Genomic DNA, 23,941 nt, shown 5'->3' on the forward strand with positions numbered 1-23,941 from the left:
AGGCTTTGTGGCCCGTTTGAAAATCTATCAGCAAGGGTACTTACTTAATATTAGTAATTATGCTTACTATTTTACGGCCAGTACTGCTGGTTCTTGATCAACAACCGGCCTTCTTTGGAAAGAGAGTGCGAAGATGACAGAGAACCAATGGCCCGAGGATTCGGATTACACGGTTCCCCCGGCCACTCCCGGGACCACCGGGGAGCGCAGCGCCACCACGTTCCCCTCGGCAGCATCAACCTCACAGCCAGTAGCTCCGCAGTCAGGTGATCCTTACGGCACGTCCAAGAAGGATGCTGCGAAACAGGAGGCCGGAGACGTCGCACGGACCGCGGCCGAGTCTGCCCAGAGCGTGGCCCAGACTGCCAAGACCGAAGCGGGGGCTGTCGCGTCGGAGGCCAAGGCCAACGCCAAGGACCTCCTGTACCAGGCCCGCAGCGACCTCACCCAGCAGGCCGGCGCCCAGCAGCAGAAGGTCGCCAACGGCCTCCGTTCAGTTTCCGACGAACTGCACGCCATGGCCCTGGCCTCCGATCAGCCCGGCGTCGCATCAGACCTGGTCCGTCAGGCTGCCGAACGGTCCTCCTCAATTGCCTCTTGGCTGGACGGGCGGGATCCCGGATCCCTGCTCAATGAAGCCAAGAGCTTCGCGCGCCAGCGGCCAGGAACCTTCCTGCTCCTTGCTGCCGGAGCAGGTATCCTCGCAGGGCGGCTCACGCGCAGCCTGAGCGCCGGGGCACCCGACTCGGCCACGAACACGGCCGCATCCGGCTACACCACGGACCCGTACGGCACCGCCCCCGGCGGCTACACGCCGTCGGGCGGCGGAACCATCCCCACACCTCCCGTACAGCTCCCCGGCCCGGCCACCACAACGGCAGGGTTCGACGGCGGCGCGCCGGGAAGTGCCTATGGGGACGCCTCACGTCCCGCCAGCCCGTTGGACAGCCCGCAGATCGCCGAAGAGCCCTGGTCCGGTAACCGCCTGGCTGACGATCCGTTGGGGGACCGAGAGCTCGCCGACGACCCCATGGCAAATGACCCCCTGACCCGCGACCGTTCCACAGACGGCCAGAACGGCAGGCCATTATGAGCAGCCAGATTCCCGAGACGCCGCCTTCGGCGGCGCACGCGAAAGCGGACACCACGTCCCTCGGTGACCTGCTCGGTGAGGTGACCCGCGACCTGTCCACGCTGATGCGCCAGGAAGTGGAGCTCGCCAAGGCCGAAGTCAAGCAGTCCGCGTCCAAAGCCGGCAAGGGCGGCGGCATGCTCGCCGGCGCCGGCGTCGCAGGGCACTTCGTCCTGCTGTTCCTCTCCCTCGCCCTCTGGTGGGCCCTGGGCGAACTGATGGGACTCGGCTGGTCCGCCGTCGTCGTCGCCGTGATCTGGGGCATCATCGCCGCGGTCCTGGCCTCGATGGGCCGCAAGAACCTCAAACAGGTCCAGGGCATGCCCCAGACCGCAGAAACACTCTCAGAAATCCCCCCAACCCTGAAACCCGGTGAGGTAAAACGATGAGCGACAACCCGGACGCAATCCGTTCAGACATTGAAGCAACCCGCGCCCGCCTGGGCACCAACGTGGACGCCGTGGCCGACAAAGTCACCCCGTCCAACATCGTCCACAGGCAAACAGACAAGGTCAAAGACGCAGTCTTCGGCGTGAAGGAGAAAGTCATGGGAGCAGCCGACGACGCCACCACCCGCGTCCACAGCGGAGTCCACAGCGGCACCGACGGTGCCGGAAACGCCCTGCACGACGCCGGGCACGCCATCGGCGAGGCACCCGCCCAGGTCAAGGCCAAGACCCAGGGCAACCCCCTGGCCGCCGGCCTCGTGGCCTTCGGTGCAGGCATGCTGATCTCCTCCCTGATCCCGGCCAGCACCAAGGAACGCGAAGCCGCGGACGCCCTCAAAACCGCCGCGGAACCGATGACCACGGAACTGACCGAGGCCGCCAAGGACATGGCAGAAGGCCTGAAGGAACCAGCCCGCGAGGCGATGGAAAACGTCAAGGCCACCGCCACCGACGCCGCCGAACACGTCAAGGCCGAAGGCCAGGTCGCAGCAGCAGACGTCAAAGACCGCGCCACAGACGCCAAGGACCACGTCCAGAACACGTGACGGCGCCAGCCTGGCGGCGGCCTGACCGGCACCCACCAGTGCCCTGATCAACCAGCATTACAGATAGGCCGGTTCCGCCCTCCCCCGGCGGGACCGGCCTGTCCCTTGCCAACCCGAGATGAGATGACACCCCATGGCCACTCAAGATGCCTCCGAAACCAGCACCGCCAAGGCGGGCCAGGCTCCAGCACCCGATGATTCCCGCAAACCAGGGAGCCCAACCGACGTCACCAAGCCGTCGTGGAAGTACATCGCCAGGAAGACCTTCAGGGAGTTCACGAAGGACCAGTGCCCCGACCTGGCCGCAGCCCTGACCTACTTCGCCGTGCTCTCACTCTTCCCGGCGTTGTTGGCCCTCGTTTCACTGCTGGGCCTGTTCGGAGATCCGGAAAAGACCACCACTGCACTGCTGGAGATTGTCCGCGGCTTCGCTCCCGCCGAAACAGTCAACACGGTCAGCGGGCCCGTCAAAGAACTCGCGTCAGCGCCGGCCGCCGGCTTCACGCTGGTCATCGGCCTTGCCACCGCGCTGTGGTCTGCGTCCGGCTACGTTGGGGCCTTTGGCCGGGCCATGAACCGGATCTACGAGGTCGACGAGGGGCGCCCGTTCGTGAAGTTGCGGGGCACCATGCTGGCTGTCACCCTGCTCGCAGTGGTGGTCGTTGCCATCCTTGCAGGCATGCTGGTGCTCAGTGGCCCCGTGGCAGAAGCAGTGGGAGGACTCATCGGGCTCAGCGGCGCGTTCCTCGCCATCTGGAATATCGCCAAGTGGCCCGTGATCGTGGGGCTGGTCGTCGTGATCATTGCCGTCCTGTACTACGCCACTCCCAACGTGAAGCAGCCCAAGTTCCGGTGGATGAGCATGGGCTCGTTGATCGCCTTGGTGATCTTCATGCTTGCCTCACTGGGCTTCGGCTTCTATGTAGGCAACTTCGGCAACTACAACAAGACGTACGGGGCGCTGGGCGGCGTGATTGTCATGCTGCTCTGGCTGTGGATCCTGAATATGTCGCTGCTGTTCGGCGCTGAGTTCGACGCAGAGACGGAGCGGGGACGCCAGCTCCAGGCCGGCATCGAAGCCGAGGAAACCATCCAGCTGCCGCCGCGGGACACCAAGAAGAGCGAGAAGCTGCAGAAACAGGAAGAAGAGGACATTAAGCGTGGCCGTGAACTGCGCGAAAGCCACCGGACGGACCAGGACCGGACCGACCAGGACCGGACCGGCAGGGATAACACCGACCCGAAGCAGACCAGGCGGGACTAGGCAGGCCCCCTGAGTTGGAGGAAAATTAAGAACAGCAGATTCCTTCAGGTTTCCCGGCGTCCCTGACGTCCGGGTATCAGACGGGGTCGGCGGCGAGGTGGCCTCTTCTGAGACCGAGGCCAGTCCCCCCAGTCGTCGTCGGCCCCCCAAATTCTGCGTTCCTCAGCCCTCGAGGGCCGCTGCGGATTCCATTCCCAGTGCCAGCAGGTAGGCGCCGAAGCCCTGGGGGGCCCGGGCCTCGGTGCGCCCGGAGGTCAGGACGCGGACAGTGTCCGTGGAGGTCACACGGAAGCCGCGCCGACGGAGGCGGTCCACCAGGGTCCGGTCCTCATGGGAGCGCTGCCGCGGAAAGCCGCCGGCAAGGACGTACGCCGAGGCCCTCACACCCAGATTCGCACCAAAAACATAGGCATGGTCCTCCCCCAGCCGGTGGCGCACGTGCCAACGCTTCAGCAGTTCGCTGTCCATACCTTCGGCATCCGGTTCCACTGTTCCCAGGACTGCATCGGCCCCACCGTCAGCCAGCTGGACCTGGCGCAGCAGCCAATTCTCCGGGACACAGGAATCGGCATCGGTGTTGGCAAGCCACAACGTCCCTGCGGTGTGCGGTAGATCCGCTCCAGGGAAATGCATGGAGCGGCCGTTGAAGACTGTGCCAATGCCCGCAACCCGGCTTTTCCCCACACTCCTGAACGGGACCCGAAGCAGGGTGATGCGGCGGTCCGCGGCGGCAAACCGTGCAGCTACCGCTTCCGAGTTGTCTGTGCAGCTGTCCAGCACCACCACGACGCTGATATCCGTGTTCGGCCTGCTTCCCTGCAGCACATCGGCCGCGGCCAGGACCCCCTCGAGGGCCCGTCCCAGGTGCTGTTCCTCGTTGTGGACCGGGATCACCACAGCAACCTTCGCTATACGACAGGCCACCTCAGCCCCGAGGTCCGGGGTCACCGGGCGCCACCAGCGTCTCCAGCACAAAATCGCGTTCCCGGTACAGCCCTGCAGTGGGCCAGCCCAGGAGGTTTCGGGCCAGCGTATGGACCGAATCGCCGTCGAGCTCCCAGCCGGAAACCGGGTGCCGCCAGTGGCAAAGGAGCAGCGTGCCGCCGGGCTTCATGGATTCCCGGATCCGCTGCAGCAGCGGCTCCAGCTCCGCCTGGGACAGGTAGTACCCCACTTCGGAGACCACCACCAGGTCGTAGCTGCCGCCAGGCCATTCGGCCGGAAGCGTCAGTTGCCGCGTGGCGACGCCGGGAACGTCCGCGAGCCGGCCGGCTGCGCGTTCCAGCGCGGTGCCGCTCGCATCCACGGCGAGGAGGCGTGTGCAGCGGCCGGCCAATTCGGCGGTGAGGGTACCGATGGAACAGCCGATCTCCAGACCTGAGCGGTACTTTTCCTCGGGCAGGGCAGCGAGGGTAAGCGAGCGCTTACGCCGTTCGTACCAGCTGGTGGTGTACTGCCACGGGTCCGCCGACTTCGAGTGCACGGCGTCGAAGATCCGCTGCGCATCGGCGCTGGCGTGGGGCGCAGGCGCCTTGGGCGGGGTCCAGGCGAAGGTCTCGAACGCCCGTGCGAAATGCTGCAGGAAGCCCGCGCCCAGTAGCACTTCATCCCCGGGCAGATCGGACAGCGGACTGTGCTGGCTGGTGTGGGCACGGAGGGCGGCCATCTTGGCGTCCTGCTGTTCCGGGTCCAGCGGAAGCCGGACCCAGTCCTGCCAAGCCGTGTGTTCGGGGGATGCCCAGAACCAGTACCAGATGGGAAACTCCAGGAGGGCGTGGCCGTCCTCCCGCGCAACCTGGGCCGCCACGGACCCCAGGGCGTCATGGTCCGCGTGGCCGTCCGCGCGGTACGGGGCCACGATGGCCAGTTGCTGGGGCTCCTCTGGATGCCGGCGAATCCTTTCCCTTAACAGGGCGGCGATGTCAGGTGTCCGCGCCGCCAACCCGCCGTCCGGCAGCCCAATAAACTGCCAGCGAGCGCCCAGCCCAAGCACGTCCATCGCTGCGGCAAACTCCTGCATCCGGACGGCCGCCAGCCTGTCAGGCGTGATGGTCCGCGAGTCCGGGTGAGATCCCTCCCCCACCGTAAACAGCAGCACCTCGACGTCGGCCCCCAGCGCGCGAAGGCGCGCAAGCAGGCCACCGGCGCCCAAAGCCTCGTCATCCGGATGGGCCACCAGCACCACGAAGCGCATGGACGCTAACTCCTGCGGCCCCAACGGCAGCTCAGCAATTGCCGGCAGCCCGCCAGAAGCCCAGGCGGCCTCGTCCGTGCCTTCGTCGGTGTGGGAGAAGGTCACCACGGACACTCCTCCTCCAGGGTAAGTTTCCCCAGCTGCGCGTCGTCCCGCATCCCATGATGCTGGCGCACATACAGCGCCAGGTCAGCCATGCGCTTGGCGTACGGTTCGTCGAACGCCAGCGGCGCAGGACCGCGGTTGAGGCTGACAAGGGAAAGGACACGCTCGACGGCGGCGGCTGCCGTTCCGCGCACGCGCAGCGCCTCACTCCATGCACTGCGTCCCGTCTCCACCGCGTCACTTGCGCTGGCGCCGGCTTCTCCGTCGATCCGGGCGGCAACACGCGCAAGGTGCTGAAGCGCCGCCGTGAGGATCCGGTCTGTTTCGCCCAAAGCAGCCAGCGCAATCTGATCCGGCTCCCGGCCGGCCTCCGCCCCGGCGGCGAGCGATTCCCGATAGTCCCGCGCTACGCCCACCGCGCCGCCCAGCCAGCACGCGGCCACGCCCATGCCGCCCCAGGCAAACCCCGGACGGTTGAAATACCAGTTTTCGCCGCCAACAGGTTCTGCCGGAACGTCGCTGAAATGCACGGTCCCGCTGGGTATCTCCCGCAGTCCGCGCGCCACCCAGGCAGGCTCCTCGCACGTCACGCCCGGGTGGTGGAGGTCCACGGCAAAGGCTGCCCTCCCGCCGCCTTCGGCGTACGCGGTGATCACGGCCCGGTTCAGCTGCGGCGCCAAGGAGCACCACGGCTTCGAGCCGCTCAGGAGAATCCCGGCGTCGCCCGCTTTCGCCTGCAGCCTTGATCCCGGGCCTTCGGCCGCGAACACTCCCCACGCACCGTCCATGTGACCGGGTCCTTTGCCCGCCTGGGACAGGATAGCCAGCGCATCAAAGTGCGGCTCCAAGATCCGGGCGGCGGCAACATCCACGGCCGCGACGGAAGCCAGGAGCTCCCACAATCGGGCTGTCCTGCCCTGGCCCGGCTGAGGCGCGTCGGTTCCTGCCTTCCGGGCGATGGCCAGGAGCGCCGGAACGTCACCAACAGCGCTGGTGACGTCCCGCAGCAAAGCCGACAGGCCGGCGTCGGCCGCTTCATCCGGGTCAAACCGGACGGGCCTCGGAACGGTGCGGTCCACGGGCGCTATTTGTCGGCAGGTTCGGTGACAGCCGCTGACGGGGTCATGGTTTCCGCGTTCACCATCCATGCCAACTGCTCGAGGCGTTCAATCGCGGCATGAAGGAGGTCCGCGCTGGTGGGGTCTTCCTCGTCCACCTCGTCATGGACATCCCGCATGGTCTGGACGGTCCGTTCCAGCCTGTTCGTGACGAGCTTGACGGCGTCCTTCGTGGAAGTGAGTCCCGCGGGAAATTCATCGAGCCGGGTGTCAGCGGAAACCGTATTGCTCCGGCCGTCCGGAAGGGCGTGCAGGGCCCTCATCCGCTCAGCCGCCTGGTCTGCGAACAACCGGGCCGCGGCGATGATCTCGTCCAACTGCAGGTGGAGGTCGCGGAAGTTGGTTCCCACGATGTTCCAGTGTGCCTGTTTGCCCTGCATATGAAGTTCGATCAGGTCCGTCAGGACCATCTGAAGGTTACTGGCAAGGGTGGGTGACGCTTTCACTGTGTTCCTCCGTTGCTGGGCGCCCGGTCCGGGAATCCGGCCGGGAAAGCTTATTCTAAGCGTACTTAGCAGTTTGGGGCGCGGTGCAGCCGCTTGCGCTCAGCGGATACGGGCCAGGGCGAACCCGTCCCATCCCTTGGAGCCGACGGTCTGGATCACCGTGGCATCGAGCTGCGGGTGGTTGCCCAGCAGTTCCAGTGCACCGATAATTCCCGGCGCGTTGATCCGGTCGATGGAAGGGTCCAATACGGCCCCTTCCCACACGGCGTTGTCCAGTACCACGGTGGTTCCGGGCCTGCCCAGCCGGATGGCCCAGTCCAGGTAGTTGGAGTTGTTTTCCTTGTCAGCGTCGATGAACACAAAATCGAAGGGTTCGTGGCCTTCGGCCTGAAGGGCTGCCATGGTTTCCAGGGCGGGGCCCACCCGGACCTCCACCTTGTCCTCCAGGCCTGCTGCCGCCACGTTCGCCCGGGCTATCTGCGCGTGTTTGGTGAGGTATTCGCAGGTCACCAGCCGGCCGCCGTCGGGAAGCCCCTGAGCCATCCAGATGGCACTGAACCCGGCCAGGGTGCCGATCTCCAGCACGCGGCGGGCGCCGGAGAGCTGCACCAGGAGTTTGAGCAGCTTGCCGGCGTTTGGCGTCACTTCGATAGGCGGCATGCCGGCATCGGCGGCCGACTGCGCTGCCCGCTGCAACGCGGCATCCGGGTGCACCACGGTTTCCGTGAGGAAATCTTCAACCGCCATCCACCCGCGTTGGGGCTTGTGTTCAAAAGGCTCGCTCTGAGGCATGGCCACAGTCTGGCAGGTCGCCGCAGACCATGGAAGCTTTCGAGGACGGCGGCGCGCGGGGAGTTGTTGGGCCGGCCCGGCGGGGCCGGAACGCTGATTTAGCCCAGGGCCTGTTCGAGGCGTTCAACCTTGGCGCTGAGTTCGCCCGAGTAGCCGGGGCGGATATCGGCTTTGATGACCAGCGAGACGCGGCTGCCGAACTCACCCACAGCTTCGGTGGCACGCTTGACGACGTCGAACACCTCGTCCCATTCGCCCTCGATCTCGGTGAACATCGAGCTGGTCCGGTTGGGCAGTCCCGACTCCCTGACGATCCTCACCGCGGCAGCGACGGCGTCGTGAACGGAAGCATCCGTGGGGCGTGAACCGCTGGCAGGCGTTCCGGACGGGGCAACAGAAAATGCAAGCAACATAAGGCCAGTCTGCCACGCGGCCGGACGGTCCTCCGGGCCTCGGCGGCCCGCAGAACGTCACATAAACACCTACCCCCGGGTAACCATGACCGCCGGCTGCAGCGTTGCTAGCCTGATCGAATGAGCATCGATGTCGTCCGCAAACCACTTCGCGCAGACGCTGCCCGGAACGTGGACAAGATCATCACTGCGGCACGGAATTGCTTCCGCGAACACGGCCCCGAGGTACCCCTCCAGACCATCGCGACGACGGCGGGCGTTGGCCCCGCCACGCTTTTCAGGAACTTCGCCGACAAAGAGGAGCTGGTCCTGGCCGCCCTCAACCGCCGGCTCCGCGAGACGGTTGACCCTGTCATCGTCGATGCCCTGGCTGACATTGATCCGGCCGCCGGACTGATGCGCGTGATCGAGGCCATCATGGCCGCCGCGAGCGATGACGCGAACCTGTTGGGCGCGGTGGCCGGGCGCCGCGAGCTGCTGACGGGGATCACCGGTTCCCTGATGGATTCCCTGAGTGTCCTGCTGACCCGGGGTCAGGGACAGGGCACACTGCGTTCCGATATTTCCATGACCGACATGTTCCGGCTGCTCGCCATGCTGATCGGCGTGGTGGACACCATGGAACCGGGCTCCGATGCCTGGCGGCGGCCCGTGGCTCTGGTCGAGGACGCCATCCGCGCTGAACGGCCGCGGCGGCCGCTGCCGGCACATGTCCCGCTGCCCGCCCCGCAGCTTCAGGGTCCGGCGCAGCTTCAGGGTCCCGGGCAGCTCCAGAATTCCTCACAGTTCCAGCGCCCGACCCAGTACAAAAGCCCGCGGCTCAGCTGATTGTCGGCTTCACCGTGTTCGATTAGACTCAGGTGGGGGTTACGCAGCCAGCCTCTGAATGACCAGAGGAGCAATCATGAACATGTACTGCGTACTGAACCCGAACCACCTGAACATCACGCGATGAACGACACCGAGCTTGCCCTCTTCATCAGCGATCCCCGCGGCCCGGAGGAAGTCCTTCCCTTATTGGCGGCGGAAGAACTCGCAAACCTGCTGGACGCTCTCTACCAAAACCTTGACACTCCCGCGCCCGCCTTCGGCGCGCAGTCCTGGTACGAGCTTGCCGTAGAGGAAAGCGCCCGCCGGACCGGGTCACCGGAGGCTGAACAGACGGCCTGAATGATCCCGCGGGCGGACCCGGGGCCTGCCTGGACCCCGCATCCCCGGCAGCCCCCGCCCTGCGTACATTCTGCGGCTCCCATCCACCGCCACGCATCCGTCGGCACTGCTGAATCAACTGTTCAGTCGGTGTCGCCTTCGGTGTCTTTTGCCCCAGGCTCGACGCCGGGGCGCTTGCCGGCGTCGGGGCCCTCTGCAGCCTCGGCCTGGCCGGGCTGGGCGTCCTGCTCGTCCTGCTCGTGGTGATGGGGCACGTGGTCCTTCGCCTCCAACAGGTGCTGCTGCAGCTTTCCCTCGGCGTCGCGCCGCCGCCGGGACGTGTCCCGCATTTCCCTCGTCGCTTCGGACGTGCCGGCGTCATATCTCTGCCGCGGCTTGGACTCGGCCCCTTGCTGCCTGGCTGCGGCGCTGTCAGCATCCGGCTCGTTCGCCTGCGGTTCGTTCGCCTGCGGTTCGTTGGTCTCTGGTTCGTTCATCGCCAGTGGCTCCTCTCGGCCGCAATCGCATCCTGCCGGAATGGTGTCCGGCGGTTGTCATCCAGCATTCATTGACTCAATGCGCAACAGATTTCAGCGCGCCGATTCCCGGTGCCGGAGTTCGGCCCGAACCGCGGCGTGCAGGGCGGTCATCTCCGATCCTTGGCCGACATCCAACGCCGTCTTGAGTCGTTCGGAGAGCAGGTCCAGATCCTCCGCGGGCAAATCCGCCAGGGACCGGAACCGGGTGAAGAACCGCTTGACCGGCAGACCGGCCCGCCTGCCATCATGCCGGGCCTTGCCGCTTCTCGCACTGAGGGCATGCAGTCTTTTTTCCATGGGTATCCCTGACGCCAGAGTCCACGGCCAACTGCATAGCCAAGCCCAGCCTACAGCGCCAGCTGGCTGCACCACCAGAGGGTTGACGGGTTGCTAGTTCCACCCGATCAGCCGCAACAGGGCCGCCGTGCCGGCTCCCACCAGGACAACCACCAGGAAGGGTGCCCGGAGAGCCAGTGCGACGGCGGCGGCGGCGAGTGCGCCCAGCCGCGCATCTGCCGCGAGGGTCTGTCCGGACGCAACAGTGTTGACGATGGTCAGCGATGCCAGCAGTCCGATGGTCATGGTCCCCGCCACCCGGGACATCCTGGGGTCTTTGAGCAGCCTGGCCGGGAGGAGATAGCCCACCAGCTTCCACGCATACGCCAGGGCGCAGGCCAACAGCAGCCAGATCCAGAGATTCATAGCCCCGCCTGCCGTGTGTCTCCATGGCCGTGGCCGTTCGCGCGGCCATGGTGATGCTCCTCGTAAGGGTCAACATCCGGTTCGAGGCCTTCGTCGCTGCGCCCATGGCTGAACCAGCCGATCAGGGCGGCAACCACGGCGGCGATCAGGATGGGCACGCCCGCAGGAACGAATGGCACGGCAACAACCGTGGCCAAGGCACAAACTACGGCAATGGCCGCAGGCTCGCGGCCCTTCAGCCGCGGCCACAACAGCGCAAGGAATGCCGCCACTGCAGCTCCGTCCAGTCCCCACTGTTTGGGGTCGCCCAGCCCGCTTCCTGCCAGGGCCCCGACCGCCGTGAACAGATTCCAGAGCAGGTAGATGCCTATGCCGGCGGTCCAGAAACCCCGCCGCTGCTCAGCGGGGTCAGTCTGGCCGCTGCTGGTCGCCGTCGACTCATCGATGGTGAGCTGCGCGGCAACAAAACGCCGCCAGCCGGTCGGATGCAGGAGGGCATTGAGCTGCATGCCGTAGATTCCGTTGCGCATTCCCAGCAGCGTCGCGGCGCTCATGGCCGCCACGCCTGAGCCGCCGCCCGCCACTACGCCGATGAACGCGAACTGGGAACCACCGCTGAACAGCAGGAGGCTCAGCGCCATGGTCTGCCAGAAATCAAGTCCCGAAGTGACTGAAAGCGCACCGAAGGAGATCCCATACAGCCCGGTGGCGATGCTGATCGAGATACCCACCCGGACCGCGGGGGAAGCGAGGAGTTTCGGTGCGGACCGGCGGAAAGGCATGATTCCACTCAATCACAGGAAAGGGTCAGGACGGCAGCTGGACCTGATGCCCGGTGGAGTGGAGTTGCGCCAGCACCCGGGCGGGCGTATTCGTGGTGATCTCATGAATTCCCAGCCCTTGGCACAGGGCGACGTCCCGTTCGGTATCCACTGTCCACACCCGGAAGCGGCGGCCGGACTCCAGCCAGCGCTGAACGGTCCGGGCATGTTCGCGGACATAGATGATTCCGGGACCGGCGAGGAGCACCTCGCAGTCATCCAGGATGCGTTCGCCTTCAAGCTGTGCGGCCTTCATCACGTTGGCGATGGCGGTGCCCGTCAGCGGCCCGAGGCCCAGCTCGTCGCGGATCTCGTCGACGTCGATGTCGTCCACGAGCTGGCAGATGAACTCTGACGGGACAGCCCGGAGGAGATGCTTGACGGAGTCCGGACTGAAGCTCATGAAGGTCACCTTGATGTTGTCCACGGTGGACGTCTTCGCGTCCCAGCCCTCGCTCCGCAACACCTGCAGGACCCGGTCCTCGAGTTTGAGCTGGTAAGGGCTGGGATGTTTGAGCTCGATGGCCAGTCCAATGGGCCGGCCCGCTGAACGCAGTATGTCCAGGAGGTCCGGCAACGACAGGAACTGCTCCGACCGGGCACCGAACTTTTCCGGAATCCGCACGCCTTTCCAGGACGAGAAGTCCAGCAGCCGCAGCTCTGCCAGGGTCCGGTCCGCTACCGGGCCGGTGCCGTCCGAGGTACGGTCCAGGTTCGCGTCGTGGAGCAGCACGGGGTGCTGGTCCCTGGTGAGGTGGATATCGCACTCAACCCCGTCCGCGCCGTCGTCGATCGCCTGGAGGTAAGCGGCACGGGTATGTTCGGCAAATGCGGCGCTGGCGCCCCGGTGGGCGAATACCAGCGGCCGGTTCGGCCGGGCCTCATCGAATGTCATGAGGACACGCTAGCGGACCCCGGGCGGGCGCACGGGGCTAGGCTGGGCTCATGCAGGTGAACTCTGAGCCAACTACCCGGCAAGACCCAGCCCGGCCCGCAGGTGCCACCCATCCTGCCCGGGGGGCTGCCGCCGTCGTCGGTCATCATCTCAGTGCCGGTGACGCCGAAAAGGCGGCCGCACTGCGGAAAATGAAGCTCCTGGCGCTGGGACTGCTCATCATTATGGCCATCGTTTTTGTGTTCGCGTTTGCGTTGCAGAAGGACTATCCGTGGCTGCAGTACGTCCGGGCAGCTGCCGAGGGTGGCATGGTGGGCGCGCTGGCTGACTGGTTTGCCGTCACCGCGCTGTTCAAGTACCCCATGGGCATCAAAATCCCGCACACAGCCATTATCCCGCGCCGCAAGGACCAGATCGGCGCTTCGCTGGGTGAGTTTGTGGAGACCAACTTCCTGTCCGAGCAGGTGGTCCAGGACAAGCTGGCCAGCGTAAACATCGCCCGCAAGGCCGGCGAATGGCTCGCGGCCCCCGGCGGCGCCGAGCGCGTCGCCAAGGAGGGTGCCGCCGTCATCCGCGGTGCATTCAAGGTGCTGAACGACGACGACGTCCAGGCAGTCATCGAGGGAATGGTACGCAAGCATTTGCTGGCTCCGCCGTGGGGACCTCCGGTGGGCAGGCTGGCGGAGCGGATTTTTCACGACGGGCACCATCACCAGCTGGTGGACCTGCTGGTGGACCGGGCCGCGGACTGGGTCACCGACAACCACGAAACCGTCAGCCGGCTGGTAACCGACCGCTCCCCCACCTGGGTCCCGCAGTTTGTGGACGGGCTGGTGGGCGACAAGGTCTATGTCGAGATTCTGAAATTCACCCGCGCCGTGCAGTCCGACCCCAACCACCAGGTCCGGCAGTCGATCGACAAGTACTTGAACGATCTCGCCCAGGACCTCCAGCATGACCCGAAGATGATCGCGCGGGCCGAGGACATCAAGGCCCAGGTCCTCGGCGACCCCGAGGTCCGCGAACTTGCCTCACGCACCTGGGGCACCGTGAAAAGCGCCCTGCTCAGCGCCGTGGACGATCCCCAGAGCGACCTGACCATCAAGTTCAAGGCGGCGGTGCGGGACTTCGGCACCCGGCTGGTGAACGACGCCGAGCTGGCGGGCAAGGTCAACGCCTGGATCGGGGACGCCGCGGGCTACCTGGTGCGGACGTACCGGAAGGACATCGCGGGCGTCATTACCGATACCGTGGCCCGCTGGGATGCCGAAGAGACCTCGCAGAAGATCGAGCTCCAGGTAGGCAAGGACCTGCAGTTCATCCGGATCAATGGCACTGTGGTGGGCTCCCTGGCAGGGCTGGTCATCTTCAGCGCGGCGCACCTGGTGTTTGGCTGACCCCGGCCCCTTTTTGAAGCAACGCGTTGCACCCTTTTTGAAGCAACGCGGGGTCACTTCAGGCCCTTTCGGAGCGGTTTTTTGGGCGGAAAGTGACCCCGCGTTGCTGTAGAAAGCTGCGCCTAGTGGGCGAAGGACTCCAACGCCACGCCGGCTGCTTCCAGTCCTGCCCGGACGCGGGCAGCCATCTCCACAGCCCCGGGGGTATCGCCATGGATGCACAGGGAATCGGGCCTGACCTGAACAACCGTCCCGTCCACGGCCACGACCTCTCCCTTGACCGCGAGGCGCACGGCCTGCTCAACAACCGCGTCGACGTCGTGCAGGACTGCCCCTTCCTGCGAGCGGGGCACGAGTGTCCCGTCAGGCTGGTAGGCGCGGTCCACGAACGCCTCCACGAAGACAGGATGGCCTGCTTCCATCGCCTGCACGAGGAGTTCTGAGCCTGGAAGTCCAAGGATCGGAAGGCCGGGATCGTAGGCCTGGATGGCGGCAACCACGGCCGACGCCTGGTCGGCATCGTGGACCAGGCGGTTGTACAGCGCGCCGTGCGGCTTCACGTAGTCAACCGAGGCCCCGACGGCGTGGGCCACACCGTCGAGCGCGCCCAACTGGTACAGGACATCGCCGAACAGGTCGTCGAAGGACATGTCCATGGACCGGCGGCCGAAACCGGCCAGGTCCCGGTAACCCACATGGGCTCCGACCGTCACATCGAGTTCGAACGCGGCACGGCAGCTGTCGAGCATGGTGACGGGATCGCCGGCATGGAAACCGCAGGCCACGTTGGCGCTGGTCACCAGCCGGAACATCGAGGCGTCGTCCCCCATGTTCCAGGCGCCGAACGATTCGCCGAGATCAGCATTAAGATCCAAGGTTGTTGCCTTCCAGTGCGGGGTTCTCCGGGGCGGCCGTGGCCTTGAGCTCCCCGGGGACGGTATCCGGCATCGGCCCGAAGGCCTCCTTGGCGTTGGCCACGACGGCCCGGCCCATGATGAGGTTACCGGCACCACCCACCACGGCGCCGATGCCGAACGGAAGTGCCCGGCCGAACAGCGCTGTTCCCTGACGCTTGAGCAGGTTCTTCAGGAAGGCTTTCTGGATCCTGTTCCTGACGGCACCGAAACCCGTGGGCATGGACTTGGAAAGAACATTTCCCCATGCCTGGGTGGTGTTGGTTCCCTTGCCGATGGCCTGGCCGCTCAGTGTTCCGAGAAGGGCAGTGCCCTCCTCGCCCAGCATGATGGCCATGACCATGGTGCTGGCCTTTTCGGGGTTGGTCAGGCGGATTCCGTGCAGTTCAGCGAGCGAAGTGGCGTACAGCGCCGTCGCTTCGAGGAATCCGACTGTCGCCGCGGCGGACAGCCCCAGTGAGGCCACCGTTCCGACGCCGGGCACAACGGCTGTTGCCCCGACGATCGCGCCGCCCCCGGTTACGGCACGCAGGTAGTCGCGTTCGAGGATCTCGGCGAGCTTCGCCGCGCTGGCCCGGGGATGCTTGCGTTGCAGCCGACGGACGTATGCGACCACGAACGGCCGCTGGATCTCCACTGCCCGCAGCAGCACGTTGTGCACTCCGGGTTTTGGCTTGCCTTCGGCGTCGAACACCGCGTTGTGGGCGGTCTCCTGAGCGATTCGAACTGCGGGATTGCTGCGCTTGGACATGGTCACCTCTGCTTCTGTGCTGCTTCCATCCGCCGGCAGCTTTGGCTCCGGCCCTGCCTTAACAGTAAGGGGGCTTAACACTTTGGGAAGCTCACGACCGGGTGAGCCCCCTGATGGCTTGCCGGGCCACGCGTTCGAAAGGTACCGCCGCGTTCGGAGGTGCCGCCCCCAACGCGCCCAACCTAGACTTGGGCTATGCCCGTCCTCCAAGCCCTGCGGCCGTTTGCGCACCGGGAGTACCGGGTCCTCATCGCAGCGCTGGCCATCTCCATCTTCGGATCAGGGATGTGGGCCGTCGCGATGGTTTACCAGGTGATCCACCTCGGCGGCGGCCCGCTGGAGCTTTCCCTGGTGGCAGCAGCGGGGAGCGCCGGACTGGTGGCCTTCGTCCTTGTCGGCGGGATTGCCGCAGACCGTGTGCCGCAACGGCTCCTGATCATCGGCGTCGAAGGCGCCAATCTGGCCGTGATCGCGACCATCAGCGGGTTGGCCATGGCAGGCTGGCTGCAGCTGTGGCACCTGGCCGTCGGCAGTTTCGTCCTTGGAGTGGGCGCGGCGTTCTTTTTCCCGGCCTACTCCGCAATCCTGCCGCGCATTCTTCCGCCCGAGGACCTGCTTGCTGCCAACGGCATGGAGGGGACCATGCGGCCGATGCTGCAGCAGGCGGCCGGACCCGCCGTCGCCGGCATCCTGGTGGCCGCGCTCTCGCCCTCGCACGCCCTGACCGGCGTGGCCGCCTGCCACCTGGCAGCGTTCATCACCCTGAACTTCCTGGGCCGTCACAGCGGCAGCCAGGTTACGCATGGCACCGGCGAGACGGGGGCAGCCAAAACTTCCTTCTTCGCCGATCTCCGGGAGGGCATCAAATACACCGTCCGGACCCCCTGGCTGCTGTGGACCCTGCTGTGGGCCTGCATCTCGGTGCTGTTCCTGATTGGCCCCATTGAAGTGCTGATGCCGTTTGTGGTGCGCGACCAGTTGGGCGGAGACTCCCGCATGTTCGGCTTCCTGCTGGCCGTCATGGGTGTGGGCGGGGCGGCCGGCTCACTGCTGACCGCATCCCTGAAGCTGCCGCGCCGCTACCTCACCGTGATGATGGTGTGCTGGGGAGCCGGCAGCCTGCCCCTGGCCGCTGTCGGAATCCTGGACAGCTTCTGGACCGTGGCCGCGGCGATGTTCATTTTCGGCGCCACCGGCGGCGTGGGCATGGTCATCTGGGGCACGCTGCTTCAGCGGCGGGTACCGGGCCACCTGCTGGGCCGCGTCTCCAGCCTGGACTTCTTTGTATCCCTCGCGCTGATGCCGGTCTCCATGGCACTGGCCGGACCTGCCGCCGAAGTCTTCCCGATCTGGGCAATCTTCCTCGTGGCCGGCAGTGTCTGCCCGGTGCTGGCGGTCATCGCCATGATCGTGGCCCGGATGCCCGACGACGAACTGTCGCACCCTCTGGACGACGCAGCCGGCGTCGGACGCACGCCATGAACTGAAGGCCAAAGGACTGAACGCACGACGGCGGCAGGAGGCTGACGCTCCCCAGCCCGGCGAGGGCACTGGCCTGCCTGAGCCGGCTAGCTGTTGACGCGCACGATGGGGAGGCTCGCAGTCGGCGGCCCGCTGGGGAAGACCGTCCGCTCCTGGAACTCAACAGGCTCCAGGGCCACCCGGACCGGTTCTTCTCCAACGCTGAACAGCGCGCCGCGGACATCCACATCCAGGGGCTCGCCGCTGCGAACACTGAGGGTGAGGGCACCGGCGTCGAGTTCAACGTGCAGCAGCCGGCCCAGGATCTTGAGGTGGAAGGACAGCCCCTCCCATTCCGAGGGCAGCCGCGGGTCAAAGAACGGCACCGGCCCCTGGTCCCGGAGGCCGGCGAAGCCACTGACCAGCGAGCTCCAGACTCCTCCGGTTGAGGCGATGTGCACGCCGTCGATGGTGTTCCCGTGGGTGTCATCCAGGTCGATGAAGGCCGCGTCCGTGAAGTGCTTCAGGGCAGCTTCGGGGTGCCCCACCTCGGCGGCCATGATGCCCTGCACGCAGGCCGAGAGCGTGGAGTCGCCGGTGGTGATGGGGTCGTAGAAGTCAAAGGCGCGGCGCTTTTCGACCGGCGTGAAGTCCTGCCACTGCAGGAACATGGCCAGCACCGTGTCCGCCTGCTTCAGCACCTGGTGGCGGTAGATCACCAGCGGGTGGAAGTGCAGCAGCAGCGGGTACTTGGAGCGGGGGGTGGTCCAGTCCCAGGCTTCCAGGGTCATGAAGTCGTTGTCCTGGGAATACACTTCCAGGTCGTCGTCGAAGGGCAGCTGCATGCGGTTGGCGGCCTGCATCCAGAATTCCCGTTCGGCGTCGTCGATCTCCGCATGGTCCAGCTCAGCTGCGGCACGAAGGTTAAACCGGGCCATCACGTTGGTGTACAGGTTGTCGTTGACGACGGCAGTGTATTCGTCCGGACCGGTGACGCCGTGGATGTGGAACTGGCCGTCCTTGCCGAAGAAGCCGAGCGAGCTCCACATGCGGGCGGTCTCGATCAGCAGTTCGGCGCCCATCCCCTCCCGGAAGGTTTCGTCGCCGCTGGCCCAGATGTAGCGGTTGGTGGCGAAGGCGATGGCAGCGGCGATGTGGAACTGGGCGGTGCCGGCAGCGTAGTAGGCGCTTGCTTCCAGACCGTTGATGGTGCGCCACGGGAACAGCGCGCCGTCCACGCTGAGCTCCTTGGCCCGGATTTTGGCAGCCGGGAGCATATCGTGCCGGAACTCCAGAACCTTGCGGGCGCCGTCGGGATTGGTGTACGTGAGGTAGGGCAGGAGGTACACCTCCTGGTCCCAGAAGTAGTGGCCTTCATAGCCGGAGCCGCTGACGCCCTTGGCGGGGATGCCAGCGACGTCGGCCCTTGCCGTGGCCTGCGCCAGCTGGAACAGGTTCCACCGGATGGCCTGCTGGAGCTCGGGCTGGCCGCCCACCTGGATGTCCGAGGTTGCCCAGTACTGCCGGTAGTGCTCCTCGCTCTCGGCGAAGATTTCCGCCACGCTCCGCAGACCGCCCTCAGCAGCCTCCGCCGCGTCCTGGCTGGAATCCTGGACGCCGCGGCCGGCGGCATAGCTGACGCTCTTTTCCAGCCGGAAGGGCTCGTCGGCGCCCACGGCGAGGACATAGCGGACGCTGCTTTCGTCCTGGCCGGCCAGGGTATCGAACGGCTGATGGCCCGCAGAGGTCCAGTGGTCCACGGCAAGTCCCACGCGCTGCCTTGACTCGGCGGCTTCCCATGCCAGCCGGAGCGACCCGTCAGAACCTTCGATCCGCAGGGGCAGCAGGACCCTGCCGGCGTGGCGGCCGGCGCGGCGCGGGTCATGCATGGAGTGGTCCTCCACAGGCTGGTCCTGGCGGTTGATGATGGCGGACGTGACATCGGCCGAAACATCCCGGTCTGCGGCAACTTCAAGTGAGATGCCCAGGCTGCCGCGCGAGGCGAACCCGACTGCGCGGCGCTCGGTGGTGGTCACAGTTGCACCGGACCGGCACTGCCAGGTGATGCGGCATTCGTAGCTGCCGGTGGAAAAGTCAACGGACCGGCGGTAGTCCAGCACGGTTGACTCCGCGAGGGACAGGCTCTCGCCGTCGATGATCACGGTGAAGTTGTTCGCGTCCGGGATGTAGATGATCCGCTGCCCGGTCCTGGCGAAGCCAAATGCATTCTCCGCGTGCTTGATATCCCAGATTTCGTGCAGGCCATTGATGAAGCTGCCGGGGAGGTCGGCGTCCGCGGCCGCCCAGTGGGCGCCGCGGATACCCAGGTGCCCGTTGCCCAGGGAGAAGAGCGTTTCCAGGATGCCCTCGGTGCCGGGCTCGTGGCGTGTTTCCACGAGCTGCCAGGGGGTGTTGGGGAACCGTTCGCGGTCCGCGGTGATAAGTGCCATGGTGTTGGGGTCCTCAGGCGTTGTGGGTGTTGCGGCTGAATCATGGGCAGCCGGGTCGTGAGCAGGCGGGGCGTGAGCAGGCGGTCTGCGGCGTGGGGAGGGCGCCGCAGGCGGAAGGCGGGGAAGCTAGAGGAGTTCCTGGAGGTCGTTGACCACGTGCGTGGCTCCGGCGTCGAGGAGCGTCTGCCGGCCGGCGCCACGGTCGACGCCGATCACCGAGTGGAACCGCCCCGCGTGGCCGGCCCGGACACCGGACACTGCATCCTCCACCACCACGCATTCTTCGCTGGGCAGGCCAAGCAGCTCTGCGGCGTACTGGTAGGTGGCCGGGCTCGGTTTGCCGGGCAGGCCCTCCGCGGCAGCCACCACCCCGTCCACCACGACGCTGAAGTGCCCGTCCAGGCCGGCGGCCTTCAGGACCGCGGGCGCGTTGCGGGAGGAGGATACGACGGCGACCATGAGTCCGCGCTCCAGCACGGCCTCAAGGAAAAGCACCGAACCTTCAAAAGGCTCGACGCCGGCACTGACGATGTGATTGAAGACCTCATTTTTGCGGTTGCCCAGTCCCTGCACGGTCACCTTCGTGGGGTCCTCATCGGTGGGCCCTTCAGGGAGCACGATGCCGCGGGACGCCAGGAAGTCCCGGACGCCGTCGAACCTGGGCTTGCCGTCGATGTGGTCGAAATAATCGTTTTCCCGGTACGCGGGCACGTCGGGGCGGGATGCCAGGAAGCCGTCGAACAGTTCCTGCCACGCCCGTTCGTGGACGGTTGCCGTGGGGGTCAGCACGCCGTCCAGATCGAAGAGAATGGCTGAGGCAGTGGCCCAGCCCGTGTCGAGCGGTTTCAGAAGTTCGGTCATGCGGGGGTGTCCTTTCAAAGGGCAGGCAGCTTCAATGGCGTGTCCTGAAGAGCGTGTTCCATGGGAGGGCGTGTTCTGTAAGCGTGTTGTCAGGGACCTGTTTTCAGGCTGCTTTTATGGCAGTGAGGCAGGGCGGGGGTGGACGTCGATGTCCTCTGGATCAGCAAGCGCAGGGGCTGGGCGCGGGCGGAGACGCCAAGGCGGACCAAGGGGGCTGCTGATAAACGTCTTCTTCCATCATGGGCGCAGTGACGCGCCCTGACAAGCTGTCCCTAATGCACCGCGCCTGACCAGCCGGGCGCAGGCAGGTCCAAACAGGGCCGTGAGAAGTGTAAGCGCTTACAAATTTCGCTCGCAACTGTTCTTTTGAGCGCGTCTTTCGAGCGCGCAGGTTGGGGCAGTGGCGGTTCAGCCGAGCACATAATGCCGGAGGAACGCGCTGACGTCCACCATCTCCGTTTTACTCATGGCGTGGCCCATCCCGGGGTAGGTCCGGGCCGTCAGGAGCGTGTGTTCATGCAGCCACTCTTCGGTATAGGCGGTGGCGTCCTCGTTGATCACCAGGTCAGCCTTGTCCCGCCCCCAGAAGAACGGCGGCTTGGTGGTGAAGGATTCGCTGAGCGACAGAAGCTCGTTTTCCAGGACGAATCCGGACAACCCCACCGTGGCCGTGTAGTCGTCCGGGTGGAGGCGCAGCAGTGTGCTGGCCATCGCCATACCTTGCGAGTAGCCGAGGAGGCTGACGCTGCTGTGTTGGCCCTTGACCACGTTGATCCACGTCTGGACGGCGTTGGTGGCCGTGATGACGTCCGCAAAGTCGTTCGCCAGGAAATAGTCCAGCAGGAACCAGCCATAGTGGTCTCCGATCACCATGGGCGCACGAAGCGCGGCACAGGTGAACTCGGCCGGCAGGTACTCGAACAGACGCACCATCCGGGATTCGTCGGTGCCGTAGCCGTGCATCATGACCAACAGCGGGGTTCCCGCCCGCTCAGACTCCGGCTTGGACCAGACTACTGTTTCCATCAGGTCAGCCTAGCCATTGCGGGATGCTGAACAGCCACTACTCTCACGCCGCGCCGTCCGGCCAATGATTGAATCGTGCCTCTGCGGGCTGTACCTTGAGGATAAGACAGCATGCTTACCGTTCAGCACCTGCACTGCTCTCGAATCACAGCGCACTTGGAACGATCCCCCACCCGGACCACCACGCACCCGAACCACAAGGAGCAAGTCATGAGAATCGGTTCTTCCATCTTCCTCATCGCCCTCGGAGCCATCCTGGCATGGGCCGTCGCTCCAGGGCTCATCCCGTTCATCGACCAGGTGATGATCGGCTACATCCTCATGGCGGTTGGTGTGATCGGGCTGATCGCATCGCTCATCCTGGCTTCGCCGGCCCGCAGCCGCCGCGTCAGCGAATCCCGCTCGGTTGTTGATCCCAACACCGGCGAGCGGATCACGCGCAATGAAAGCCGCGACGCCGGACTCTAACCGGAGCACCGGACGCGAAAGCGCCCCATCATGGATCCCGATAAGCCGGGCCGGACCTGCACATGGTCCGGCCCGGCTTTTTCGTCGCCGGGCAGGTTCTCACAGCGGGAAAATATCGCACTTTGTTTCGTGTGGGTTTCCATTGACAAACCAACATAAACGCAGATAAAGTCAGGTAATCCAACATCATGTGATGTCAGTCACCGGACTTCGCAGCCATAGGATCCAGCACTTTACGCAACGGAGGGTACGTGTTCGCCGAGGAGCGCCAGCAGAAGATTGCCGAGCTTGTAGCCGGCAGCGGCCGCGTGACCGTCAACCTGCTCGCGGAGCGCTTCAGCATCACCACCGAAACGGTCCGCCGCGATCTGGCCACCCTTGAAACGGCCGGCACGGTGCGCCGGGTTCACGGCGGCGCCGTCGCCGCCGATCGCTTCAGCACCACTGAGGAGAGCATCACCGACCGGACAATCCAGCGCCCGGGGCAGAAGATGCGGATCGCAGACGCTGCCCTGGCGCTGATACCGCCGGCGAAATCCGGGAGCATCCTGCTCGACGGCGGCTCCACCACCGAAGCGCTGGCTGACCTGCTGTCCCGGCGCACCGCCGCCGGCCCTTCCGGCTCAGTGGCTGCGCCTGAACTCGTGGTCATCACGAACGCTGTCCCCATTGCCGCGAGGCTGGCGAGCACGCCCGGTATTGCCCTCCAACTCCTGGGTGGCCGGGTGCGCGGCCTGACCCAAGCCGCAGTCGGCCAGGCAACCGTGGATGCTGCTAACCGGATGCGGCCGGACATTGCGTTCATCGGCACCAACGGCATCCACGCCGATTTTGGCCTCAGCACGCCCGATCCTGAAGAAGCCGCCGTCAAGGCAGCCTTCGTCCATTCGGCCCGCCGCATTGTGGTGCTGGCCGATTCCTCCAAGCTGGACGCGGAAACCCTGGTCCAGTTCGCCTCCCTGAAAGATCTGGACACCTTGATAACTGACAGCGAGCCCAGCCCGGAACTCACGGCAGCCCTCACAGAGGCCGGCGTTGACGTGGTGATCGCATGATCGTCACCTTCACGGCCAATCCCAGCCTCGACCGTACGGTGGCCCTCCCGGGGCCGCTGGAACGCGGCGAAGTCCAGCGGGCCGTTTCCGTCAGCCAGGAGTCCGGGGGCAAGGGAGTCAACGTGTCCCGGGCACTGTGCGCCTCGGGCGTTGAGACGGTCGCCGTCCTTCCGGGGGCCGACAGTGATCCCGTCCTCGCCGGACTCCGGCACGACAAGGTGCCGTTCGCTGCCCTCGCCATCGACGAGCCGCTGCGCACCAACGTTGCCCTCACGGAACCCGGCGGTGTCACCACCAAGATCAACGAACCCGGCCCGCTGCTCACCGAAGACCAGCAGGAGGCCCTGATCGCGCTGCTCCTGGAGCGTTCCCGCGGCGCCAGTTGGGTGATCCTGGCCGGTTCCCTGCCGCCTGGCTTCCCGGCCGAGTTCTACGCCACGGTCACCCGGCGGCTGCGTGCCGCGGGCAACGGCAACACGCCGCTGATCGCCGTCGATTCCTCCGGCGGCCCGCTCGCCGGTGCCGTCTCAGGTACTTCACAGGACGGTGTGTCCGGGAAGCCGGATCTCCTCAAACCCAACGCCGAGGAACTGGCGGAACTGGCTGCAGCAGCCGGTTTCGCCACGGCGTCAACCGCCGAGGAACTCGAAGCGGATCCGGCGGCTGCCGCAGCGGCTGCCGCCGCCGTCGTGCGTTCCGGTGTGGGTGCTGTGCTGGCAACTCTCGGATCAAAGGGAGCTGTCCTTGTAACGGCCGACGGCGCGTGGCTGGCCACGCATCCGCCGGTCGCCGCGGTCAGTACGGTCGGCGCGGGCGATTCGTCGCTGGCTGGCTATCTGCTCGCTCACGGCCTGGGCGCCGCCCCGGCCGATTGCCTCCGCCAGGCGGTGGCCCACGGTGCCGCCGCCGCCTCCCTGCCGGGTTCCACTGTCCCGGCAGTCCACCAAACCACCCCGGATGCCGTAACCATCACGGCCCTTCGAAAGGATTGACA

The 23,941-nt window shown here is 66.0% G+C and carries 27 protein-coding genes; 11 read left to right on the top strand and 16 right to left on the bottom strand.

The genetic code is table 11. The features are described 5' to 3' along the window. The first annotated feature begins 133 nt into the window (after positions 1 to 133). The 4 genes from ABIA70_RS13605 (at position 134) to ABIA70_RS13620 (ending at position 3,390) form a co-directional block, all read left to right on the top strand. Complete coding sequence (locus ABIA70_RS13605) at positions 134 to 1,093, top strand: hypothetical protein (protein ID WP_354148080.1); 960 nt, start codon at positions 134 to 136, stop codon at positions 1,091 to 1,093. Further along, on the top strand, positions 1,090 to 1,521 hold the full coding sequence (locus ABIA70_RS13610) for a phage holin family protein (protein WP_354148081.1): 432 nt from the start codon (positions 1,090 to 1,092) through the stop codon (positions 1,519 to 1,521). The genes ABIA70_RS13605 and ABIA70_RS13610 overlap by 4 nt, the downstream gene beginning before the upstream one ends. Beyond that, positions 1,518 to 2,126 carry a DUF3618 domain-containing protein gene (locus tag ABIA70_RS13615; protein WP_354148082.1) on the top strand — a complete coding sequence of 203 codons (609 nt, stop codon included), beginning with the start codon at positions 1,518 to 1,520 and terminating at the stop codon, positions 2,124 to 2,126. The genes ABIA70_RS13610 and ABIA70_RS13615 overlap by 4 nt, the downstream gene beginning before the upstream one ends. Positions 2,127 to 2,259: 133 nt before the next feature. Next, on the top strand, positions 2,260 to 3,390 hold the full coding sequence (locus ABIA70_RS13620) for a YihY/virulence factor BrkB family protein (RefSeq protein WP_354148083.1): 1,131 nt from the start codon (positions 2,260 to 2,262) through the stop codon (positions 3,388 to 3,390). Between the two features lie 162 nt (positions 3,391 to 3,552). Here ABIA70_RS13620 and ABIA70_RS13625 read toward each other — a convergent pair whose 3' ends face one another. From ABIA70_RS13625 to ABIA70_RS13650, 6 genes are all read right to left on the bottom strand, one after another. Next, positions 3,553 to 4,338: a glycosyltransferase family 2 protein gene (locus ABIA70_RS13625; protein WP_354148084.1), complete on the bottom strand. Its 786-nt coding sequence runs from the start codon at positions 4,336 to 4,338 to the stop codon at positions 3,553 to 3,555. Then, positions 4,316 to 5,692 carry a PIG-L family deacetylase gene (locus ABIA70_RS13630; RefSeq protein ID WP_354148085.1) on the bottom strand — a complete coding sequence of 459 codons (1,377 nt, stop codon included), beginning with the start codon at positions 5,690 to 5,692 and terminating at the stop codon, positions 4,316 to 4,318. Before ABIA70_RS13630 ends, ABIA70_RS13625 begins: the two co-directional genes overlap by 23 nt. Beyond that, positions 5,686 to 6,768 (bottom strand): acyl-CoA dehydrogenase family protein, encoded by a 1,083-nt coding sequence (locus ABIA70_RS13635; protein WP_502917203.1) that lies wholly within the window; start codon positions 6,766 to 6,768, stop codon positions 5,686 to 5,688. Before ABIA70_RS13635 ends, ABIA70_RS13630 begins: the two co-directional genes overlap by 7 nt. Positions 6,769 to 6,773: 5 nt before the next feature. After that, the gene (locus ABIA70_RS13640) at positions 6,774 to 7,253 is read right to left on the bottom strand and encodes a Dps family protein (protein WP_354148086.1); all 480 of its coding nucleotides are present in this window, start codon (positions 7,251 to 7,253) and stop codon (positions 6,774 to 6,776) included. A gap of 99 nt (positions 7,254 to 7,352) precedes the next feature. Beyond that, a complete protein-coding gene (locus ABIA70_RS13645) occupies positions 7,353 to 8,045 on the bottom strand; it encodes an O-methyltransferase (RefSeq protein ID WP_354148087.1) in 693 nt (230 codons plus the stop codon). A gap of 98 nt (positions 8,046 to 8,143) precedes the next feature. Further along, positions 8,144 to 8,458 (bottom strand): thiamine-binding protein, encoded by a 315-nt coding sequence (locus ABIA70_RS13650; RefSeq protein ID WP_354148088.1) that lies wholly within the window; start codon positions 8,456 to 8,458, stop codon positions 8,144 to 8,146. A 120-nt stretch (positions 8,459 to 8,578) separates the two neighbouring features. Here ABIA70_RS13650 and ABIA70_RS13655 point away from each other — a divergent pair, with 120 nt between their 5' ends. Together ABIA70_RS13655 and ABIA70_RS13660 are read left to right on the top strand one after the other, a co-directional pair. Next, positions 8,579 to 9,286, top strand: coding sequence for a TetR/AcrR family transcriptional regulator (locus ABIA70_RS13655; protein ID WP_354148089.1), 708 nt, complete (start codon positions 8,579 to 8,581; stop codon positions 9,284 to 9,286). Between the two features lie 123 nt (positions 9,287 to 9,409). Next, positions 9,410 to 9,628, top strand: coding sequence for a hypothetical protein (locus ABIA70_RS13660; RefSeq protein ID WP_354148090.1), 219 nt, complete (start codon positions 9,410 to 9,412; stop codon positions 9,626 to 9,628). A gap of 122 nt (positions 9,629 to 9,750) precedes the next feature. On the opposite strand, the gene ABIA70_RS13665 is transcribed toward ABIA70_RS13660, so the two are convergent. The 5 genes from ABIA70_RS13665 to ABIA70_RS13685 form a co-directional block, all read right to left on the bottom strand. Continuing rightward, a complete protein-coding gene (locus ABIA70_RS13665; RefSeq protein ID WP_354148091.1) occupies positions 9,751 to 10,104 on the bottom strand; it encodes a hypothetical protein in 354 nt (117 codons plus the stop codon). A 93-nt stretch (positions 10,105 to 10,197) separates the two neighbouring features. After that, entirely contained in the window at positions 10,198 to 10,443 is a 246-nt protein-coding gene (locus tag ABIA70_RS13670) for a hypothetical protein (protein ID WP_354148092.1), read from the bottom strand. Positions 10,444 to 10,536: 93 nt separating this feature from the next. After that, a complete protein-coding gene (locus ABIA70_RS13675; protein ID WP_354148093.1) occupies positions 10,537 to 10,848 on the bottom strand; it encodes an AzlD domain-containing protein in 312 nt (103 codons plus the stop codon). Further along, positions 10,845 to 11,630, bottom strand: a complete 786-nt coding sequence (locus ABIA70_RS13680; protein WP_354148094.1) for an AzlC family ABC transporter permease — start codon at positions 11,628 to 11,630, stop codon at positions 10,845 to 10,847. Before ABIA70_RS13680 ends, ABIA70_RS13675 begins: the two co-directional genes overlap by 4 nt. Positions 11,631 to 11,655: 25 nt before the next feature. Next, on the bottom strand, positions 11,656 to 12,564 hold the full coding sequence (locus tag ABIA70_RS13685) for a glycerophosphodiester phosphodiesterase (RefSeq protein ID WP_354148095.1): 909 nt from the start codon (positions 12,562 to 12,564) through the stop codon (positions 11,656 to 11,658). A 50-nt stretch (positions 12,565 to 12,614) separates the two neighbouring features. Here ABIA70_RS13685 and ABIA70_RS13690 point away from each other — a divergent pair, with 50 nt between their 5' ends. Beyond that, entirely contained in the window at positions 12,615 to 13,961 is a 1,347-nt protein-coding gene (locus ABIA70_RS13690; protein ID WP_354148096.1) for a DUF445 domain-containing protein, read from the top strand. Positions 13,962 to 14,083: 122 nt separating this feature from the next. Here the strand turns inward: ABIA70_RS13690 and ABIA70_RS13695 are convergent, their stop codons facing one another. Then, the gene (locus tag ABIA70_RS13695; protein ID WP_354148097.1) at positions 14,084 to 14,836 is read right to left on the bottom strand and encodes a LamB/YcsF family protein; all 753 of its coding nucleotides are present in this window, start codon (positions 14,834 to 14,836) and stop codon (positions 14,084 to 14,086) included. Further along, positions 14,826 to 15,626 (bottom strand): hypothetical protein, encoded by an 801-nt coding sequence (locus ABIA70_RS13700; protein ID WP_354148098.1) that lies wholly within the window; start codon positions 15,624 to 15,626, stop codon positions 14,826 to 14,828. The genes ABIA70_RS13695 and ABIA70_RS13700 overlap by 11 nt, the downstream gene beginning before the upstream one ends. A gap of 195 nt (positions 15,627 to 15,821) precedes the next feature. Here ABIA70_RS13700 and ABIA70_RS13705 point away from each other — a divergent pair, with 195 nt between their 5' ends. Next, positions 15,822 to 17,108 (top strand): MFS transporter, encoded by a 1,287-nt coding sequence (locus tag ABIA70_RS13705; RefSeq protein WP_354148099.1) that lies wholly within the window; start codon positions 15,822 to 15,824, stop codon positions 17,106 to 17,108. 86 nt (positions 17,109 to 17,194) lie between these two features. On the opposite strand, the gene ABIA70_RS13710 is transcribed toward ABIA70_RS13705, so the two are convergent. The 3 genes from ABIA70_RS13710 to ABIA70_RS13720 all read right to left on the bottom strand — a co-directional run bounded on the left by ABIA70_RS13710 (position 17,195) and on the right by ABIA70_RS13720 (position 21,424). Continuing rightward, entirely contained in the window at positions 17,195 to 19,537 is a 2,343-nt protein-coding gene (locus ABIA70_RS13710; protein WP_354148100.1) for a glycoside hydrolase family 65 protein, read from the bottom strand. 126 nt (positions 19,538 to 19,663) lie between these two features. Beyond that, entirely contained in the window at positions 19,664 to 20,398 is a 735-nt protein-coding gene (locus ABIA70_RS13715; protein WP_354148101.1) for an HAD family hydrolase, read from the bottom strand. Between the two features lie 408 nt (positions 20,399 to 20,806). Continuing rightward, positions 20,807 to 21,424: an alpha/beta hydrolase gene (locus ABIA70_RS13720; RefSeq protein WP_354148102.1), complete on the bottom strand. Its 618-nt coding sequence runs from the start codon at positions 21,422 to 21,424 to the stop codon at positions 20,807 to 20,809. 210 nt (positions 21,425 to 21,634) lie between these two features. On the opposite strand from ABIA70_RS13720, the gene ABIA70_RS13725 reads away from it, so the two are divergent. The 3 genes from ABIA70_RS13725 (at position 21,635) to ABIA70_RS13735 (ending at position 23,939) form a co-directional block, all read left to right on the top strand. Then, on the top strand, positions 21,635 to 21,892 hold the full coding sequence (locus ABIA70_RS13725) for a DUF6458 family protein (protein ID WP_354148103.1): 258 nt from the start codon (positions 21,635 to 21,637) through the stop codon (positions 21,890 to 21,892). A gap of 251 nt (positions 21,893 to 22,143) precedes the next feature. Beyond that, positions 22,144 to 22,947 carry a DeoR/GlpR family DNA-binding transcription regulator gene (locus tag ABIA70_RS13730; RefSeq protein ID WP_354148104.1) on the top strand — a complete coding sequence of 268 codons (804 nt, stop codon included), beginning with the start codon at positions 22,144 to 22,146 and terminating at the stop codon, positions 22,945 to 22,947. After that, positions 22,944 to 23,939 carry a 1-phosphofructokinase family hexose kinase gene (locus ABIA70_RS13735; protein ID WP_354148105.1) on the top strand — a complete coding sequence of 332 codons (996 nt, stop codon included), beginning with the start codon at positions 22,944 to 22,946 and terminating at the stop codon, positions 23,937 to 23,939. The genes ABIA70_RS13730 and ABIA70_RS13735 overlap by 4 nt, the downstream gene beginning before the upstream one ends. Positions 23,940 to 23,941: the final 2 nt, after the last annotated feature.

The sequence above is a fragment of the Arthrobacter sp. 754 genome, assembly GCF_040548695.1.
Lineage (GTDB): Bacteria > Actinomycetota > Actinomycetes > Actinomycetales > Micrococcaceae > Arthrobacter.

Excerpts from the sequence above, each read along its gene's own strand:
- ABIA70_RS13605 (WP_354148080.1), top strand. The coding sequence starts at position 134 with ATGACAGAGAACCAATGGCCCGAGGATTCGGATTACACGGTTCCCCCG.
- ABIA70_RS13610 (WP_354148081.1), top strand. The coding sequence starts at position 1,090 with ATGAGCAGCCAGATTCCCGAGACGCCGCCTTCGGCGGCGCACGCGAAA.
- ABIA70_RS13615 (WP_354148082.1), top strand. The coding sequence starts at position 1,518 with ATGAGCGACAACCCGGACGCAATCCGTTCAGACATTGAAGCAACCCGC.
- ABIA70_RS13620 (WP_354148083.1), top strand. The coding sequence starts at position 2,260 with ATGGCCACTCAAGATGCCTCCGAAACCAGCACCGCCAAGGCGGGCCAG.
- ABIA70_RS13645 (WP_354148087.1), bottom strand. The coding sequence starts at position 8,045 with ATGCCTCAGAGCGAGCCTTTTGAACACAAGCCCCAACGCGGGTGGATG.
- ABIA70_RS13650 (WP_354148088.1), bottom strand. The coding sequence starts at position 8,458 with ATGTTGCTTGCATTTTCTGTTGCCCCGTCCGGAACGCCTGCCAGCGGT.
- ABIA70_RS13655 (WP_354148089.1), top strand. The coding sequence starts at position 8,579 with ATGAGCATCGATGTCGTCCGCAAACCACTTCGCGCAGACGCTGCCCGG.
- ABIA70_RS13660 (WP_354148090.1), top strand. The coding sequence starts at position 9,410 with ATGAACGACACCGAGCTTGCCCTCTTCATCAGCGATCCCCGCGGCCCG.
- ABIA70_RS13665 (WP_354148091.1), bottom strand. The coding sequence starts at position 10,104 with ATGAACGAACCAGAGACCAACGAACCGCAGGCGAACGAACCGCAGGCG.
- ABIA70_RS13670 (WP_354148092.1), bottom strand. The coding sequence starts at position 10,443 with ATGGAAAAAAGACTGCATGCCCTCAGTGCGAGAAGCGGCAAGGCCCGG.
- ABIA70_RS13675 (WP_354148093.1), bottom strand. The coding sequence starts at position 10,848 with ATGAATCTCTGGATCTGGCTGCTGTTGGCCTGCGCCCTGGCGTATGCG.
- ABIA70_RS13680 (WP_354148094.1), bottom strand. The coding sequence starts at position 11,630 with ATGCCTTTCCGCCGGTCCGCACCGAAACTCCTCGCTTCCCCCGCGGTC.
- ABIA70_RS13685 (WP_354148095.1), bottom strand. The coding sequence starts at position 12,564 with ATGACATTCGATGAGGCCCGGCCGAACCGGCCGCTGGTATTCGCCCAC.
- ABIA70_RS13690 (WP_354148096.1), top strand. The coding sequence starts at position 12,615 with ATGCAGGTGAACTCTGAGCCAACTACCCGGCAAGACCCAGCCCGGCCC.
- ABIA70_RS13700 (WP_354148098.1), bottom strand. The coding sequence starts at position 15,626 with ATGTCCAAGCGCAGCAATCCCGCAGTTCGAATCGCTCAGGAGACCGCC.
- ABIA70_RS13705 (WP_354148099.1), top strand. The coding sequence starts at position 15,822 with ATGCCCGTCCTCCAAGCCCTGCGGCCGTTTGCGCACCGGGAGTACCGG.
- ABIA70_RS13710 (WP_354148100.1), bottom strand. The coding sequence starts at position 19,537 with ATGGCACTTATCACCGCGGACCGCGAACGGTTCCCCAACACCCCCTGG.
- ABIA70_RS13715 (WP_354148101.1), bottom strand. The coding sequence starts at position 20,398 with ATGACCGAACTTCTGAAACCGCTCGACACGGGCTGGGCCACTGCCTCA.
- ABIA70_RS13720 (WP_354148102.1), bottom strand. The coding sequence starts at position 21,424 with ATGGAAACAGTAGTCTGGTCCAAGCCGGAGTCTGAGCGGGCGGGAACC.
- ABIA70_RS13725 (WP_354148103.1), top strand. The coding sequence starts at position 21,635 with ATGAGAATCGGTTCTTCCATCTTCCTCATCGCCCTCGGAGCCATCCTG.
- ABIA70_RS13735 (WP_354148105.1), top strand. The coding sequence starts at position 22,944 with ATGATCGTCACCTTCACGGCCAATCCCAGCCTCGACCGTACGGTGGCC.